This is a genomic window from Acidovorax sp. 99 (assembly GCF_003096455.1).
GTDB lineage: Bacteria > Pseudomonadota > Gammaproteobacteria > Burkholderiales > Burkholderiaceae_C > Acidovorax > Acidovorax delafieldii.
Genome location: NZ_QEKU01000001.1, coordinates 1593571 through 1608892, shown reverse-complemented (window position 1 = coordinate 1608892; position 15322 = coordinate 1593571). Strand labels below are relative to the sequence as shown.

Annotated in this window: 14 protein-coding genes; 9 read left to right on the top strand and 5 right to left on the bottom strand. The window is 66.1% G+C overall.

All coding sequences use genetic code 11. The features are described 5' to 3' along the window. The first annotated feature begins 61 nt into the window (after positions 1 to 61). On the top strand, positions 62 to 742 hold the full coding sequence (gene rpe, locus C8C95_RS07560) for a ribulose-phosphate 3-epimerase (RefSeq protein ID WP_099731931.1): 681 nt from the start codon (positions 62 to 64) through the stop codon (positions 740 to 742). Positions 743 to 811: 69 nt separating this feature from the next. On the opposite strand, the gene C8C95_RS07555 is transcribed toward rpe, so the two are convergent. The 3 genes from C8C95_RS07555 to C8C95_RS07545 all read right to left on the bottom strand — a co-directional run bounded on the left by C8C95_RS07555 (position 812) and on the right by C8C95_RS07545 (position 4383). Next, positions 812 to 1204 (bottom strand): hypothetical protein, encoded by a 393-nt coding sequence (locus C8C95_RS07555; protein ID WP_116748156.1) that lies wholly within the window; start codon positions 1202 to 1204, stop codon positions 812 to 814. Positions 1205 to 1331: 127 nt separating this feature from the next. Further along, positions 1332 to 3518 (bottom strand): HAMP domain-containing sensor histidine kinase, encoded by a 2187-nt coding sequence (locus C8C95_RS07550; RefSeq protein WP_116748155.1) that lies wholly within the window; start codon positions 3516 to 3518, stop codon positions 1332 to 1334. 166 nt (positions 3519 to 3684) lie between these two features. Beyond that, positions 3685 to 4383, bottom strand: coding sequence for a response regulator (locus C8C95_RS07545; protein ID WP_116748154.1), 699 nt, complete (start codon positions 4381 to 4383; stop codon positions 3685 to 3687). Between the two features lie 230 nt (positions 4384 to 4613). Here C8C95_RS07545 and C8C95_RS07540 point away from each other — a divergent pair, with 230 nt between their 5' ends. From C8C95_RS07540 to gph, 3 genes are all read left to right on the top strand, one after another. After that, entirely contained in the window at positions 4614 to 5960 is a 1347-nt protein-coding gene (locus C8C95_RS07540) for an SPFH domain-containing protein (protein ID WP_116748153.1), read from the top strand. A 2-nt stretch (positions 5961 to 5962) separates the two neighbouring features. After that, complete coding sequence (locus C8C95_RS07535) at positions 5963 to 7486, top strand: hypothetical protein (RefSeq protein WP_243415649.1); 1524 nt, start codon at positions 5963 to 5965, stop codon at positions 7484 to 7486. A 79-nt stretch (positions 7487 to 7565) separates the two neighbouring features. Beyond that, positions 7566 to 8276 (top strand): phosphoglycolate phosphatase, encoded by a 711-nt coding sequence (gene gph / locus C8C95_RS07530; protein WP_116748152.1) that lies wholly within the window; start codon positions 7566 to 7568, stop codon positions 8274 to 8276. Positions 8277 to 8295: 19 nt separating this feature from the next. Here gph and C8C95_RS07525 read toward each other — a convergent pair whose 3' ends face one another. Together C8C95_RS07525 and C8C95_RS07520 are read right to left on the bottom strand one after the other, a co-directional pair. Beyond that, on the bottom strand, positions 8296 to 9945 hold the full coding sequence (locus C8C95_RS07525; protein WP_116748151.1) for a methyl-accepting chemotaxis protein: 1650 nt from the start codon (positions 9943 to 9945) through the stop codon (positions 8296 to 8298). 277 nt (positions 9946 to 10222) lie between these two features. Next, positions 10223 to 10822: a chalcone isomerase family protein gene (locus C8C95_RS07520; protein WP_015016056.1), complete on the bottom strand. Its 600-nt coding sequence runs from the start codon at positions 10820 to 10822 to the stop codon at positions 10223 to 10225. Positions 10823 to 11185: 363 nt separating this feature from the next. Between C8C95_RS07520 and trpE the strand changes: the two genes are divergently transcribed. The 5 genes from trpE to trpD are packed head-to-tail and all read left to right on the top strand — an operon-like array spanning position 11186 to position 15321. Beyond that, on the top strand, positions 11186 to 12685 hold the full coding sequence (gene trpE / locus C8C95_RS07515; RefSeq protein ID WP_099732322.1) for an anthranilate synthase component I: 1500 nt from the start codon (positions 11186 to 11188) through the stop codon (positions 12683 to 12685). After that, positions 12682 to 13017 (top strand): chorismate mutase, encoded by a 336-nt coding sequence (locus tag C8C95_RS07510; protein WP_108499139.1) that lies wholly within the window; start codon positions 12682 to 12684, stop codon positions 13015 to 13017. Before trpE ends, C8C95_RS07510 begins: the two co-directional genes overlap by 4 nt. Next, positions 13014 to 13601: an aminodeoxychorismate/anthranilate synthase component II gene (locus tag C8C95_RS07505; protein WP_116748150.1), complete on the top strand. Its 588-nt coding sequence runs from the start codon at positions 13014 to 13016 to the stop codon at positions 13599 to 13601. The genes C8C95_RS07510 and C8C95_RS07505 overlap by 4 nt, the downstream gene beginning before the upstream one ends. After that, on the top strand, positions 13601 to 14266 hold the full coding sequence (locus C8C95_RS07500) for a LysE family translocator (RefSeq protein ID WP_116750183.1): 666 nt from the start codon (positions 13601 to 13603) through the stop codon (positions 14264 to 14266). The genes C8C95_RS07505 and C8C95_RS07500 overlap by 1 nt, the downstream gene beginning before the upstream one ends. A gap of 17 nt (positions 14267 to 14283) precedes the next feature. Continuing rightward, positions 14284 to 15321, top strand: coding sequence for an anthranilate phosphoribosyltransferase (gene trpD, locus C8C95_RS07495; RefSeq protein WP_116748149.1), 1038 nt, complete (start codon positions 14284 to 14286; stop codon positions 15319 to 15321). Position 15322: the final 1 nt, after the last annotated feature.

Genomic DNA, 15322 nt, shown 5'->3' with positions numbered 1-15322 from the left:
TGTGTGGGCAACTCCCACGTGCCAAAACCCCAGTGGTTCTGCGCTTTGCGACAATCGGGGGATGAGCCGCACATTCCAAATCGCCCCCTCTATCCTTTCCGCCGACTTTGCCCGCCTGGGCGAGGAAGTGCGCAATGTCATTGCCGCTGGCGCCGACTGGATTCACTTTGACGTGATGGACAACCATTACGTGCCCAACCTGACGTTTGGCCCCATGGTCTGCCAGGCCTTGAAGCCCCACGCCAAAACGCCTGCGGGCGTGGCCGTGCCGATTGACGTGCACCTGATGATCCAGCCCGTGGATGCCTTGGCCGCTGCCTTTGCCGACGCGGGTGCTGACTACATCAGCTTCCACCCCGATGCCTCGGGCCATGTGCACCGCAGCATCCAGGCCATCCGGTCCAAAGGCGTCAAGCCTGGCCTGGTGTTCAATCCTGCCGAACCTCTGGACGTGCTGGACTGGGTGATCGACGACATCGACCTCATTCTCATCATGAGCGTGAACCCCGGCTTTGGCGGCCAGAGCTTTATCGACTCCGCGCTGCGCAAGATCGAAGCTGTGCGCAAGCGCATTGATGCTTCTGGCAAGGACATTCGTCTGGAAGTCGATGGCGGCATCAAGACCGACAACATCCGCCGCGTGGCTGACGCGGGCGCTGACACCTTTGTCGCAGGCAGCGCCATCTTTGGCAAGCCGGACTACCGGGGCGTGATCGACGCGATGCGTGTGGCTTTGGGCTGATCGCCTGGGTCACTGCGAAGATTGGGTGCGGATGCCTTTGTGACAGACCGCACCTAATGGGAGGTCAGGTTACTGTTGCGCAGGCACGGTGATGGTGGTCGTGGTCGATTCGCGCAGCACGCCGCCGCCTGAGACGGAGCCACTCGCCGGGCTGCTTTGCACGCGGCGCATGCAATCCGCCTGGTCAGCAGCCGTCTGGAACGCTGCACAACGCTGGGTGGCGTTGTCGGTGGCGGCGGCTCCAGGGGTGCTGAGATCGCCCTTGCGGGAAGCGTCCAGTGCGTTGTTGGCCTCGCGCAGGCAGGTGGCCAGGCTGTCCTGGGTGTTGTTGGTCATGCACTTTTCCCGCTCCTGCTCGTAGCGTGCCCGCGCGTCCTGCGGCGGCGTTTGAGCGGATGCGCCCGCACAGGCCAGCAGCACGGCCGCAGTGAATACAGAGGTGGCAAAGCGAAGGCGTTTCATGGAGGGCTCCTGAGGCAATGGCAGACGAAAGTCTGCACCTATGCCTGCAGGGTAGGCGCCGGGGCCATTTGCCCCTGTCGGACAGAGCCGCCCTTGCCCGTGCGCGCGCTTCGCTTCTTGGGCTGGGTCAGCCCAGGCGCTGAAAGGTCAGGATGAAGGCCACGCCATCAGACGTGTTGCGCGCATTGATGGTGCCGCCCATCTTGGCCATGTAGGTTTTGGCCACAAACAGCCCCTGGCCCCGGTGTTCGCCTTCGCCCAGCGGGGTGGGGCTGTCCGGGTCTGATACGCCCAGCTCAAAAATCCGCTCCAGCAGGTCTTCGGCAATGGTCGAGCCCTGGTTTTGCAGCGTGGCGCTGGCCGTGGATTCCGACGCGGTGAGCGTCAGCCTGATGGGGCTGCCCGTAGGGCGGTAGCGGTCGGCATTGCGCAGGATGTGGGTCACCACGTCTTCGAGCGCAAACTCGTCGGCCCGCACGATGACCGGGCCAGGGTGGCCTGGGCCCAGGTCGTACACCACATCCAGAATGCCCGCAAAGTGCGCGTTGTCGGCCACGTTGCGCAAGAAGGCATCCAGGTCCAGTCGGCCCTCGGGCACATCGGCGGCCTGCAGTGCCTCGGCGGGCGATGCTGTGCCATAGAGCACATGGATGGCCTGCTGCATGCGCTGCACATAGCGGTGGCCGGGGTCTTGTGGGCCGTTCAGCGCCATCAGCGACTGCAGGGGCGACATGATCTCGTGCCCCACGGCGTGCCACATGTCGCGTTCTTGCTGGGCGCGCAGTTGCTCCCGCTGCAGGTCGTCCTTCACGCGCTGCAGCAGGTCGGCCAGGCCCCCGGCCAGAATGCCCAGCTCGTCTGAGCCGCGCAGGTCCGACACATCCAGGTCGCCCAGCCGGGGGCCGGTGTGGCCAGGCTGCACGTTGTACGACACGGCGGCGGCGCGGCGGGTCAGGGCGGTCACGCGGCGGATCAGGCCCATCTCGACCACCAGCCAGGCCAGCGCAATGGCGCCCAGCATGGCGCCCAGGTACCACGACAGGCGCGTGGCCACAGCGGCCAGGCCTTGCTCCACGCCGCGCAGGTGGCCGGTGAAGTTGACCACGTAGTTGCCGGTGGGCGTGTCCAGAATGTCCAGGGCCGTGGGGGCGGCGGGCGTGGCTGCTGCCGGGCCCACGCCTGCGGCCTCCAGTGGCAGCCAGCGGATCAGGCGCAGCAGCCAGGGGGCTGAGGGATCGGCCTGCACTTCGACGCCCTTGAGGGTGATGGCGCTGGCCTCGTCACTGCCCAGCTTGCGGATTTGCACACGCTCGCCCGGCAGCAAGCTGCGCGAGAGGTCGCCCAGCGATGCGGCCAGCTGCGCGCCGGGCGCGTCGCTGTCGAACAGGGGTTTGGTGTCCTCGCCCGGCGCCAGCATCTCCACCCGCGCCCGCATCTGTCCCAAGTCTTCCGGCGGCCAGACCAAGCGCTCGTCCTTGCGGAACAGGGCCTCGCGGAATAGCTCGACGGGCAGGCGGATGGAGTAGTGGGTGCGGCGCAGGCAGTCGGTGGTGGTGGTCTCGCCAGCGGGCGAGCTGGCCGATGGGGGCGGCAGGTCGCGGCACTGGCCGTTTTGCCACAGCCAGCCGCGAAAGTCGCGCACCGGCCGCGCGCGGGCGTCGAGCTGCGGCGTGCCGTTGTCCACAAACCCCGTCAGGCGCCCGCGCACGGCCGCGCTGCCCTGTGAGGGCATGGCCTCGTACGGCGCAATCCAGCGGTAGGTGGTGCCCCGCATGTCGAGGCTGATGCGCGCGCGGTGCGCCTCGGCGGGCACCAAGGCGCCGCGCTCGCGGGGTATCAGCTCGCCTGCATAGAAGCTGCCCACCAGGTAAATGAAGCCGCCTGCATAGGGGTTGTTGCCAATCGCCGCGCACACCGAGGCGCCATCGGGGTACTGCACCGAGCAGCCCGCCATCTCCACGGCCTGTTGCGATTTTTGGGGGTCGTCAAAGTCGATGGCGGCGTAGGGCAGCAGCAGCGGCGCCAGCGGCGTCACGCCCTGGCCGAGGTGGCTGGCGTTGAGCAGCGCCAACTGGCCCGAGGGGTGGCGCAGCCGTGCCATGACCTCGGCCTGGCTGCGCACAAAACCGTGCTGGTAGGCCTGCCAGGCGCGTTCTTTTTCGTCCTTGAGCACCACCACGCTCAGCGCCACCGTGGCCAGGGCCAGCAGCATGAACACCCCGCGCACCAGAATGCGCAGGCGGAACGCGGGCAGGCCCAGGCGGGGCATTTCTAGGCGCGATATTTCAAGTGCGGGGTGCAGTAGGCGTTTCACTCCATTCCTCTCGCGTGAAAGTACCGTGCAGGGCGGTCAAAACTGGCATGGCCCAGGCCAGGGCCGCCGCGCAAGGGCCGCCCCGCCGCGCTGGCGGCGTCCCCCTGCCCGCATTGCGCAGCAATGCGAGAGCGGGGGGAAGGCCCGCAGGGCCTCAGGGGGGTGTTCACTTTACCGTCCAGCGGAAGCCGCGCATGGGCACGTTCTCAATGCCTTCAAATCCGGGGTCCACTTCGCGCAGCGCCTCGCGGATGGTGCTCACGTGCTTGCGCACGTTGTCGCGGTTGCGGCCGCTTTTCACCACCTCGAACAGTTCGTCATACGACACTACCTCGCCACTGCGCTGGTGCAGCGTGGCCAGGATGCGCTGGGCCGTGAGTGGCAGGTTGATGCGCTCGCCGCGCCAGGTGGGGGTGCGCTGCCACAGCGGGTCCAGCACCAGCGCATCGCCCACCGGGGCGGGGGCTGCACTGGCCGGGGTCTGTGCCTGCGTGGTGCGCAGGATGTCGAGAAAGGTCTCGATGAAATCGGCCTCTTCGAACGTGGTTTTCTGCAGGTAGTCCCACGCGTCCAGCGCTTTCATGATGCTGCGGTAGATGGCCGCAGGCATGGCCGACACCACCAGCACCGGCGTGCCCTGGCGCAGCTTGTTGATGGCGTTGATGAGGGCCACGCCCGCATGGCGCTCGCGGCCTAACTCGATGTCGAGCACCACGGCGTCGTAGTGCTCGCGGGCCAGCGCAGCTTCGGCCTCGTCGCGGGTGAACCACTGATCGATGACGATGCCGCTCTTGGCGCTGCGTATCCACCCGGCCAACTGGTTGCTGGTGGGCAGGTCGTCTTCGATCACGGCAATGCGGGTCATGGGCAGGGCGGGCAGTGGAGGGGTGGGCGGATTATCCCGGCGCCCCGTTCCGGGCGGTGTGAGTTTTTCTTCCGGGGCCGGAAGGTTCGTGCGGGCGGTGTGAGCGCATTGGGGGCTGCGCTGCGTTGTTGCTTCCGGGGTGGATCCGAACAATCGGTCCTCAATGAGCCAGCCATGACGGCGACTCAGACACCGACAACAACACCGAACCAACCTGAGAGAGAAACGCCATGAAAGCCACCTGGAACCGCATCGTGCAGACCCTGAAGGGCCGTCGTTCTAGCTCCTTGCCTGAAGCGGGTACGGAACCCGTGCTGGACGCTGATCTGCCAGGCAGCACGCTCACGGAAGACGCTGCGTTGGCCGCACCCTTGAACTGGGCCTACCTGCTGCCCACTGCCCGCACCGTGCGCTGGCTGACTGCTGGCGCGGTGGTGGCCGCCGCAGGCCTGATGGTGGTCCGCAACCCCCCGGTGCAACACCTGGCGCAAGGCGACCTGGGTGTGCGCCTGAACCAGTTCACCGGTGCCGTGAGCCTGTGGCGCGATGGCAGCGTGTGGGTGGTGCCCGGCCTGCACACGGTGCGGGTGTTCTCCCTGCGCGACCAGAGCTACCGTCCCGAAGCCATGCGCCAGGCCACGGGCAGCGCGCCGCTGCAGTCGGTAGAAGGCTTGTCGCTGGGGCTGGACCTGAGCGTGCGTTACGCCCTGGACCCCAACTCGCCCGCCGTCAAGGCCGGAAACCTGCCCGACAACGTGGGTGTCGACATCGTGGAGCCCGCCGTGCAAGGCTTGGTCTACAAGGTGTTTGCCCGCTACACCGTGCGCGAAATCTTCTCGTCCAAGCGCGCCGAAATTGCACAGATCATCGAAACCGAACTGCGTGCCCGCCTGGCTGCCGATGGCGTGACGCTGCGCAGCCTCCAGATCGGCAAGGTGGACCTGCCCGCGGAGTACCGCCGCGGCATGGACAGCCTGCTGGCCGAAGAGCTGGCGTCCGAAAAAATGCGCTACACGCTGGAGCTGAAAGACAAGCGTGTGAAGGAAACCGAGCTGGACGCCAACGCCGACAAGGTGCGTCGCGAAGTGGCCGCCGAAGCCGCCGCGCGTGAGCAGGTCATCGCTGCCAAGGCCCAGGAAGAGGCCATGAAGCACGTGCTGCCCTTCAAGCAACGCCAGATCGAACAGCGCCAGCTCGAAGCTGAAGCTGAACGCGTGGCCCGCGTCAAAGCCGCAGAGGGCAGTGCCCAGGCCCGCCGCATCGAAGCCAACGGCGAGGCCGACGCCCGTCAGAAGCTGGCCGAGGCCGAAGCCTACCGCATGGACCGCGTGGGCAAGGTCAACGCCGAGCAAATGGCCCGCGAAGGCGCACTGGTGACCAAACACCCGCTGCTCATTCAGAAGACGCTGGCCGACAAGCTCTCGGACAAGATCCAGGTCATCATCGCGCCCCCGCCCACCAATGGCGACTTCATTGGTGCCGCACTGCTGGGCGGTAACCGCAACGCCCAGGCCGGGGCCGCACAGGCTGCAGCCGTGGCCGACGACGTCACCACCACCCAAGCCGTGGAGCAGTGAACATGAACGCGACCTTCGCAACTTTGTTGGCAGCCGTGGCGAGCGCCGCAGTGACCGTGGCGGCCGTGGCCGCCCCCCAGCCATCGCCCGGCGCCCAGGGCAGCGCCATCGTGGTGCAAGACCAGGCCAGCCTGCGCGCCGCACCCCGTGACGGAGCCCAGCAGCAGGCCAGCCTGTGGCAGGGCGAAGTGCTCGAAGTGCGCGGCGAACGCCTCGACTATTTGCAGGTGTGGGACCACAAGCGTGAGCGCGGTGGCTTCATCCGCGCCAGCGATGTGCGCCGCGTGGCCCTGACCGATGCAGAAGGCCCCGCGCTGCTGGCCGTGATGCGCTTTGTGCAGGACACGCCGGGCGCCGAAGCGATGGGCATTGGCCTCACCGCCGCCTACCTGCAAGCCGCGCCCGCCAAGGCCCTGGCGGGTGTGGAGGGTGCCCAGGCTTTCGATGCCCTGGGCACCTTTGCCGACCGCCTGGCGCGCCGTGCCTCAGTGGCCGTTCCGGGCAAGGCCTCGGGCGCTACCTTGTCGGCCCACCTGGATGTGGCCAATGGCTACGGCGTGCGCTTTGCCACCTACGAGGTCGAAGGCCGCATGCAGGTCTGCTACGAGGGCGAGGCCTTTCGCCGCCTGCTGGCCATGCCCGTGGCCGATGCCGAGCAGCGCGCCCGTGCCGTCCTGGCGCTGACCCGCCCCGAATGCATCAACCCCGACCTGCCCGCACACGAGCGTGCCAAGGTCACCACCTGGCAGGCTGAGGTACTGGAGCGCGTGGACGTGGCGGGCCTGCCCGGCTACCTGCGCAACCGCGTGCAGATGCGGCGCGCCAGCGTGTGGGGCGCCGCAGCTTTCCAGCAAGCCCGCAAGAACGCAGCCGACCTGGCCGTGGCCGCAGCCGCAGCACGCGCCCTGACGGAATTCACCGGCGTGAGCAAGGCCGACCTGCCCGACGAAGACCAGAGCGCCTACAACGACGCTGCCATGCGGGTGAGCGCCGTACGCTGGGCGCTGGTGCCTGCTGCGGCGCCTGTCGCGACCGCCGCCGGAGCCCGCCCCACACTGCTGACCGAACCCGGCACCCCCGGCGAAACCTGCGTGCTGCTGGTGGACGCGCAGCACAGCGCCAAGGCGCCACTGCTGCGCCGCTGCACCTACGGCGTGGTGTGGACTGCATCGGCCAGCACCAACCGCGAAGGAACAGCCCTGACCCTGGCCGTGCAGCCCATGGAAGGCTGGCGCGAGCTGTGGGTGCTGCGCAAAACGGAAGGTGGCTGGCTGGCCGATGTGCTGCCGCCCGCCGCCGCAACGCCCGAGACCGGCGTGGCCGAATGGGCGGGCTGGGTGCCCGGCGGCCAGCAGATGCTGGTGGCACGCGAAGCCCGGGGCCAGGGCCGCTACCGCAAGAGTTTTGAGGTGGTGCGGCTGGAGGGCTTGACCACCGAGCGCGTGACGGGCGATGTGGCAGCGCTGCCCCTGTTCCAGCGCTGGCAAGACCCAGCGTGGAAGCGCGAGACGCTCAGTCTGCGGTGAGCGAAGCAAGGCAGACCAGGGGAGGATTTGACGGGTTCCGTAAACTTGGTCCCGTCTTCTCTTTCCGAATGCTTGCCCAATGTCTCTCGCCGTTACCCCCCCGCTGTCCACATTGCTCACCGGCGTGGACGCCGCCATCATCGACCTGGACGGAACCATGGTGGACACCATGGGTGATTTCAACGAGGCACTGAACCGCATGCTGCGCGAACTGGAGCTGCCGTCGATAGCGGCACAGACCATCGAGCACATGGTGGGCAAGGGGTCGGAGCATTTGCTGCGTTCAGTGCTCCACCACGTGCTGGCGCAGATAAATCATGCCTCTATTGCTACTGAAATTGAAGCGTTGTATCCATCGGCCTGGGCCAGCTACCAACGCCACTATCTCGCCATCAATGGCCAGTATGCCGGGGTGTATGACGGTGTGGAGGCGGGGCTCCAGGCTTTGCGCGCCCGGGGTCTGCGTCTCGCCTGTCTGACCAACAAGCCCCGGGACTTTGCGCTGCCCTTGCTGCAGTCCAAGGGGCTTGACGGCTATTTCGAGAAGGTCTTCGGTGGCGACTCGTTCGAGCGCAAGAAGCCCGATCCGTTGCCGTTGCTCAAGACCTGCGAAGCCTTGGGCACCGACCCCGCGCGCACGCTCATGGTGGGCGACTCCAGCAACGATGCGCAGGCCGCGCGGGCTGCGGGCTGCCCGGTGGTGCTGGTCACCTATGGCTACAACCACGGCCAGCCCGTGCGGGCCGTGGATGCCGATGGTTTTGTGGATGCGCTGGCGCAGCTCGCCTGAGCTGGCCGAGCCTGCCTGTTCAGGCGGTCAGCTGGCGCGGCGCCACGCTGCGGTAGTCCAGACGTGATGACGCGGGGGGATTGCTGCGCACGGGGGCGGGCGCGGTGCTGCTGGGGCGCGTGGCGTTGTCCGAGAGGCGGAACACTGCCACGGCATCCACCAGCTGGCCGGCCTGGGTCTTGAGGCTATCGGCGGCTGCGGCGCTTTGTTCCACCAGGGCGGCGTTTTGCTGGGTGGCCTGGTCCATCTGCGTGATGGCCTCGCCGACCTGTGAGACGCCCTGGCTCTGTTCGCTGCTGGCGGCGCTGATTTCGCCCATGATGTCAGTCACGCGGCGGATGGCGCTGACCACCTCGGTCATGGTGGCGCCGGCCTTGTCCACCAGGGCCGTGCCACGCTCCACGCGTTCCACGCTGGTTCCAATCAGACCCTTGATCTCCTTGGCGGCCTCGGCGCTGCGTTGTGCCAGGCTGCGCACCTCGCCCGCCACCACCGCAAAGCCACGGCCCTGTTCGCCCGCGCGGGCGGCCTCCACGGCCGCGTTCAGCGCCAGGATGTTGGTCTGGAAGGCGATGCCGTCGATGACGCTGATGATGTCGGCGATCTTGCGGCTGCTGTCGTTGATGCCCTTCATGGTGTCCACCACCTCGGCCACCACGTCGCCGCCCTGCACGGCCACGGTGCTGGCACTCATGGCCAGCTGGTTGGCGGTGCGGGCGTTGTCGGCGTTCTGGCGCACGGTGGAGCCCAGCTCTTCCATGGAGGCTGCGGTTTCCTCCAGTGCGCTGGCCTGCTGTTCTGTGCGGGCACTCAGGTCGTTGTTGCCTGACGCAATCTCGGCACTGGCCGTGGCCACGCCCTCGGCGCTGTTGCGCACGTTGCCCACGATGGTGGCCAGGCGCGATTGCATGGTGGACAGTGCTTGGAGCAACTGGCCGGTTTCGTCATTGCCGCTGGTGGTAATGGGGTGGGTCAGGTCGCCATCTGCAATGCTTTCGGCGGCTTGTTGGCCTTGCTGCAAGGGGCGCACGATGGAGCGCGTGACGGTCAGGCCCATCAATGCGCCGAGCGCGACGGCCACCAGCGTGCCTACGCCCAACAGCACCTGGCTGGCTTTGGCCAGGGTGGAGGTGTCTGCCTGGCTTTCGGCCAGCTGGGCGGCCATGGTTTTGCGCAGGTCGTCGAGGGATTGAAGGTATTTGTCGGCCAGCGGGCGCAGGTCTTTGTCCACGAGGGCGGGCACGTTGGGTTCGCCACCGCGGTGCAGTTCCCGGATTTCGTTGAGCTTGTCGTTGTAGGCCTGCCGGGCCGTCGCAATTGCGGCCAGAAGCCCCTTGGCCTGGTCGCCTTGCACCAGTGCCTCAATGCGCTTGACCTTGGCTTCCATGCCCTTCGCCGTCGCCTGGGTATCGGCGGTGAGCTTGTCCATGTAGTCGCGGTCGATGGCCTTGAGGAAGGCCTCGGTGCGTACCCAGTTCAGCCGGATGTCTGACGCCCAGTCCTCCACAAGGGTTTGCTGCTCGATCTCCTGCGTGGCGACGCGCTCGCTGGCACTTTGCAGGCTGGCAATGCGCCACATCCCTGTGGCCGCAATGAGAGCCGTGATGAGAAGAATGGCGCCGAAGGATGCGCCCAGGCGCAAGCCGACGGAAAGGTTGCTGAGTTTCATGGTGGTGTCTGGCGCGAAGGAGGGCAGGGATCACAAGGGGCGTTACAGACGGCTCGTTGCGGGGCGCGGGTAGCGCATAAAACTCGGTTCAGGCCGTGGCCTCGGGCGCTGCGGGTGTGCGCAGTGGGAGGCCGGTTGTCGCGTCGTCGGAAGTCTCAAACAGATGGGAAATGGCTGTGGCACAAAGTAAGAGGCAGGCTACTCCCGGGTAGAGGGCGCGTCTGTCGGACGCGCGACAACTGGGGCCGGGAGAGCGTGGGTGTTTGCCCTAGGACAACTAGGACGATGACTGGGCGGTCTTGCCCAGCAACGCGTCCTTGAGCTTCCAGTCAGCTGGCGCATTGCCCAGCCAGATACCCAGCAACGCGTTGAAGAACTCGGGTTCCTTGAAGGGCTCTCCCTGCGGCTTGCCCTTGACGGTGATGATCGTGCCGGTACCCGGAATCCAGTCGATCTGGAACTGGTCTCCCGCCACCAGCTTCTTGTGGTCCGAGAAGATCTGGCTCATGCGGAGCACGCCAGGAATGAGCTTGGAGAATGCCGCGCGGTCCATGTTGTCCTCCATGCCGCGCGAGAACAGCTTGCCCAGCTCGGTGGAGTCGATGTCGCGCAGCATGGTGATGCTCATGCGCTTGGGGCCCTTCTGGGCCATGACGTCGGCGGGTGTGCCAGCTTTCTTTTCAAGATACAGCCCCGCCGTGTACACCTTGAACACTGCCTTGTAGCGCACCCCTGCGCCGTTGAGCTGCAGGGTGCTGCCGCTCAGGCTGGCGGTTTCTTCGTACTTCACGTCGGCCACGGTAATGGGCTGGGCAATGGCACTGGCTGCCAACAGGCAAGCTCCCGCCATCACAGCGCATCGCGTCAGGAATTTCATGCGCAGCTCCTTAAAAAAGAACGGTCGTTCGTTTCAAATTGTTGCAGCGCTCCTGTCGGGCCGCAACAGGGTTTTCGAGCGGTTGTGCGATCTCGCTGTGAGGGCTGTCAAATCAGCCCGCTAAAAAAGCTTTGCTACACTTTGGCCCATGTTCATTCACCACGTGTTCATCACAGGTTGCAGCGACCGGGGAGCCTGGCCCTGGCGTCAGCCTGTCGCTTTGAACGCCTGATGGCACCTGGGCAGCAGCCCCAGCGTGCACCCGTGGCCTCCACCCGGATGCGGTGAGGCCGATTGAATGGACCGCAGCGCCCCTTTTTCATTGCACAGGGACACGCGCTGCGACAGCTGGGAGCCCTCCCCGTGATCACAGAACTTGAATTCAAAAGCCTGGCCAGCGAAGGCTATAACCGCATTCCGCTCATGGCCGAGGCCTTTGCGGACCTGGAAACTCCGCTCTCGCTCTATCTGAAGCTGGCGCACACCAAAGACGGCGGCAAGCACAGCTTCCTGCTCGAATCCGTGGTGGGCGGCGAGCGCTTCGGGCGCTACAGCTTCATTGGCCTGCCCGCCCGCACCCTGCTGCGCGCCAGCGGCTTTGGCGACCAGGCCAGGACCGAGGTGGTGACCGACGGTCAGGTGGTCGAGACCGCGCAAGGCAACCCGCTCGATTTCATTGAGGCCTACCAAAAGCGTTTCAAAGTGGCTTTGCGCCCCGGCCTGCCGCGCTTCTGCGGTGGCCTGGCCGGTTACTTCGGCTACGACGCGGTGCGCTACATCGAAAAGAAGCTGGAGACCACCTGCCCACCCGATACCCTGGGCTGCCCCGACATCCTGCTGCTGCAGTGCGAGGAGCTGGCCGTCATCGACAACCTCTCGGGCAAGCTGTACCTCATTGTCTACGCCGACCCGGCCCAGCCCGAGGCCTACGCCAAGGCCAAGAAGCGCCTGCGCGAGCTGAAAGAGCAGCTCAAGTATTCGGTGAGCGCCCCCGTGGTCAAGGCCACCGAAAGCCACCCCGCCCAGCGCGACTTTGCCAAGGCTGACTACCTGGCCGCCGTGGAGCGCGCCAAGGAGCTGATCGCTGCGGGCGATTTCATGCAGGTGCAGGTGGGCCAGCGCATCCACAAGCGCTACACCGAGTCGCCTCTGTCGCTGTACCGCGCGCTGCGTTCGCTGAACCCGTCGCCGTACATGTACTTCTACGACTTTGGCGACTTCCACGTGGTGGGCGCCAGCCCCGAGATCCTGGTGCGCCAGGAGAAGACCGACGAAGGCACCAAGGTCACCATCCGCCCGCTGGCTGGCACCCGCCCGCGCGGCGCCACACCCGAGAAGGACAAGGCCACCGAGGTTGAACTCATCAACGACCCCAAGGAACGCGCCGAACACGTGATGCTGATCGACCTGGCGCGCAACGACATCGGCCGCATTGCCAAAACGGGCACCGTGAAGGTGACCGAGGCCTTTGCAGTGGAGCGCTACAGCCACGTGATGCACATCGTGAGCAACGTGGAAGGCATCCTGCACGACGGCATGACCAGCATGGATGTGCTCAAGGCCACCTTCCCCGCCGGCACACTCACCGGCGCGCCCAAGGTGCACGCCATGGAGCTCATCGACCAGCTGGAACCCACCAAGCGCGGCCTGTACGGCGGCGCCTGCGGCTACCTGAGCTACGCGGGCGACATGGACGTGGCGATTGCGATCCGTACCGGCATCATCAAGAACGGCACGCTCTACGTGCAGGCGGCAGCCGGTGTGGTGGCTGACTCGGTGCCCGAGCTGGAATGGAAAGAAACCGAACACAAGGCCCGTGCGCTGCTGCGCGCCGCCGAACTGGTCGAGGAGGGGCTGGAATGACCCTCGCTATCACCCGAGTCAAACCCTGCGCCACCATGCAGGACGTGCGCCGCGAAGTGAACGCGCTGGACGACGTCCTGGTGCCCTTGCTGGTGGAGCGCGTGGGCTACATGACCCAGGCCGCCCGCATCAAGCAAGGTGTGGAACAGGTGCGCGATGAAGCGCGCATCGAGGCCATCGTGGCCCGCGTGCGCGAGCGCGCCCAGGCCGAAGGCGGTGACGCCGACGTGATGGAAGCCATCTACCGCAGCCTCATGGAAGCCTGCATTGCCTATGAACACCGCGAGTTCGCCCGTCTGCGCGAGCCCGCCCTTGCCGGGAGCGCCGCATGACTAAACTCTTGATGGTCGATAACTACGACAGCTTTACCTACAACATCGTCCAGTACTTTGGTGAACTGGGCGCCGAGGTCGAGGTGTTCCGCAACGACGAGATCACCGTGGCCGAGATCGAGGCGCGTCTCAACGCGGGCCAGCTCGACCGCCTCGTCATCTCGCCCGGCCCTTGCTCGCCTGCGGAGGCGGGTATCTCCGTGGCCGCGATCAAGCACTTTGCCGGCAAGCTGCCCATTCTGGGCGTGTGCCTGGGCCACCAGAGCATTGGCGCGGCCTTCGGCGGCAACATCATCCGCGCGCAGGAGCTGATGCACGGCAAGACCAGCGTCATCACCACCACGCAAAAGGGCGTGTTTGCCGGGTTGCCCGAGCAGTTCACCGTCAACCGCTACCACTCGCTGGCCATCGAGCGCGCCACCTGCCCCGATGTGCTGAAGGTGACGGCCTGGACGGAGGACGGCGAGATCATGGGCGTACGCCACAAGACGCTGGCGATCGAAGGCGTGCAGTTCCATCCCGAAAGCATCCTCACCGAACACGGCCACGCCATGCTGAAGAACTTTCTGGAGCAGCGCACATGATGATTGACGCCCACCAGTTGGTGATGTTCATTGCCGCAGGCTGGCTGCTCAACCTCACGCCAGGCCCCGATGTGCTTTACATCGTGACCAACGCGCTCAAGACCGGCACCCGCGCGGGCATCGTGGCGGGGCTGGGCATCACGGCTGGGTGTTTTGTGCACATCTTTGCGGCCGCCGTGGGCGTGGGCGCGCTGCTGGCCGCATCGGCCACGGCGTTTACCGTGCTCAAGTGGATCGGTGCAGCGTACCTGATGTGGATGGGTGTGCGCATGCTGTTGTCCAAGCCCGGTGCTGATGGCGGTAACAGCGCAGCGCTGGCAGCCGCGCAGGCGGCCCCTGCGCAGCACACACCGCTGCGCAAGGTGTTCCTCGGTGGCTTCTGGACCAATGTGCTCAACCCCAAGGTCGCGATCTTCTTCCTGGCCTTTGTGCCGCAGTTCATCGCGCCGGGCGCGGACAACAAGGCGCTGGCCTTTGTGCTGTTGGGCGTGCTGTTCAACCTCAACGCCGTCCCCGTCAATGTGGGCTGGGCGCTGGCGGCATCGTGGATGGCACGGCGCGCCGGGGTGATCCAGCGCGGCATGCACTGGCTGGACCGCGTGGCCGGTGCCATGTTCATCGGCTTCGGGCTCAAGCTGGCCTTCACAGACCAGCCCTCTGCATAAATACCAGGAGACATTCCATGCCCATTACCCCCCAAGAAGCGCTGCAGCGCACCATCGAGCACCGCGAAATCTTCCACGACGAGATGCTGCACCTGATGCGGCTCATCATGAACGGCGAACTCTCGCCCGTCATGACCGCGTCCATCATCACCGGCCTGCGCGTGAAGAAGGAAACCATCGGCGAGATCACCGCTGCCGCGCAGGTGATGCGCGAGTTCAGCACCAAGGTGCACGTCAAGGACGCGACCCACATGGTGGACATCGTGGGTACGGGCGGCGACGGAGCCAACACCTTCAACATCTCCACCTGCTCGATGTTCGTGGCCGCCGCAGCGGGCGCCAAGGTCAGCAAACATGGCGGGCGCGGTGTGTCGAGCAAAAGCGGCAGCGCCGATGTGATGGAGGCCCTGGGCATCCACATCAACCTCAAGCCCGAGCAGATCGCCCAGTGCATCGCTGAAGTCGGCATCGGCTTCATGTTTGCGCCCAACCACCACCCCGCCATGAAAAACGTGGCCCCGGTGCGCAAGGAACTGGGCGTGCGCACCATCTTCAACATCCTGGGCCCGCTGACCAACCCGGCCGGTGCGCCAAACATCCTGATGGGCGTGTTCCACCCCGACCTCGTCGGTATCCAGGTGCGCGCGCTGCAGCGCCTGGGCGCCGAACACGCGCTGGTGGTGTACGGCCGCGATGGCATGGACGAAGTGAGCCTGGGCGCCGCCACGCTGGTGGGTGAGCTGAAGAACGGCCAGATCACCGAATACGAGATCCACCCTGAAGACTTCGGCCTGCCGATGGCCAGCAACCGCGCCCTCAAGGTCGAAACACCCGAGCAGTCGCGTGAGATGCTGATCGGCGTGCTGAAGGGCGAACCCGGTGCCGCGCAGGACATCGTCTGCCTGAATGCAGGCGTGGCCCTCTATGCCGCCAACGTGGCCGAGTCCATCCAGGCGGGCATTGCCAAGGCACGCGCTGCGATTGCCTCCGGCGCCGCGCTGGCCAAGCTGGAGCAGGTGGTCACCCGCACGCATGCGCTGGCCACAGCGGTCTGAT

Coding starts and splice junctions, on each gene's coding strand:
- C8C95_RS07540 (WP_116748153.1), top strand. CDS start 4,614: ATGAAAGCCACCTGGAACCGCATCGTGCAGACCCTGAAGGGCCGTCGT.
- gph (WP_116748152.1), top strand. CDS start 7,566: ATGTCTCTCGCCGTTACCCCCCCGCTGTCCACATTGCTCACCGGCGTG.
- C8C95_RS07510 (WP_108499139.1), top strand. CDS start 12,682: ATGACCCTCGCTATCACCCGAGTCAAACCCTGCGCCACCATGCAGGAC.
- trpD (WP_116748149.1), top strand. CDS start 14,284: ATGCCCATTACCCCCCAAGAAGCGCTGCAGCGCACCATCGAGCACCGC.
- C8C95_RS07545 (WP_116748154.1), bottom strand. CDS start 4,383: ATGACCCGCATTGCCGTGATCGAAGACGACCTGCCCACCAGCAACCAG.
- C8C95_RS07500 (WP_116750183.1), top strand. CDS start 13,601: ATGATTGACGCCCACCAGTTGGTGATGTTCATTGCCGCAGGCTGGCTG.
- C8C95_RS07520 (WP_015016056.1), bottom strand. CDS start 10,822: ATGAAATTCCTGACGCGATGCGCTGTGATGGCGGGAGCTTGCCTGTTG.
- C8C95_RS07535 (WP_243415649.1), top strand. CDS start 5,963: ATGAACGCGACCTTCGCAACTTTGTTGGCAGCCGTGGCGAGCGCCGCA.
- C8C95_RS07505 (WP_116748150.1), top strand. CDS start 13,014: ATGACTAAACTCTTGATGGTCGATAACTACGACAGCTTTACCTACAAC.
- C8C95_RS07525 (WP_116748151.1), bottom strand. CDS start 9,945: ATGAAACTCAGCAACCTTTCCGTCGGCTTGCGCCTGGGCGCATCCTTC.
- C8C95_RS07555 (WP_116748156.1), bottom strand. CDS start 1,204: ATGAAACGCCTTCGCTTTGCCACCTCTGTATTCACTGCGGCCGTGCTG.
- rpe (WP_099731931.1), top strand. CDS start 62: ATGAGCCGCACATTCCAAATCGCCCCCTCTATCCTTTCCGCCGACTTT.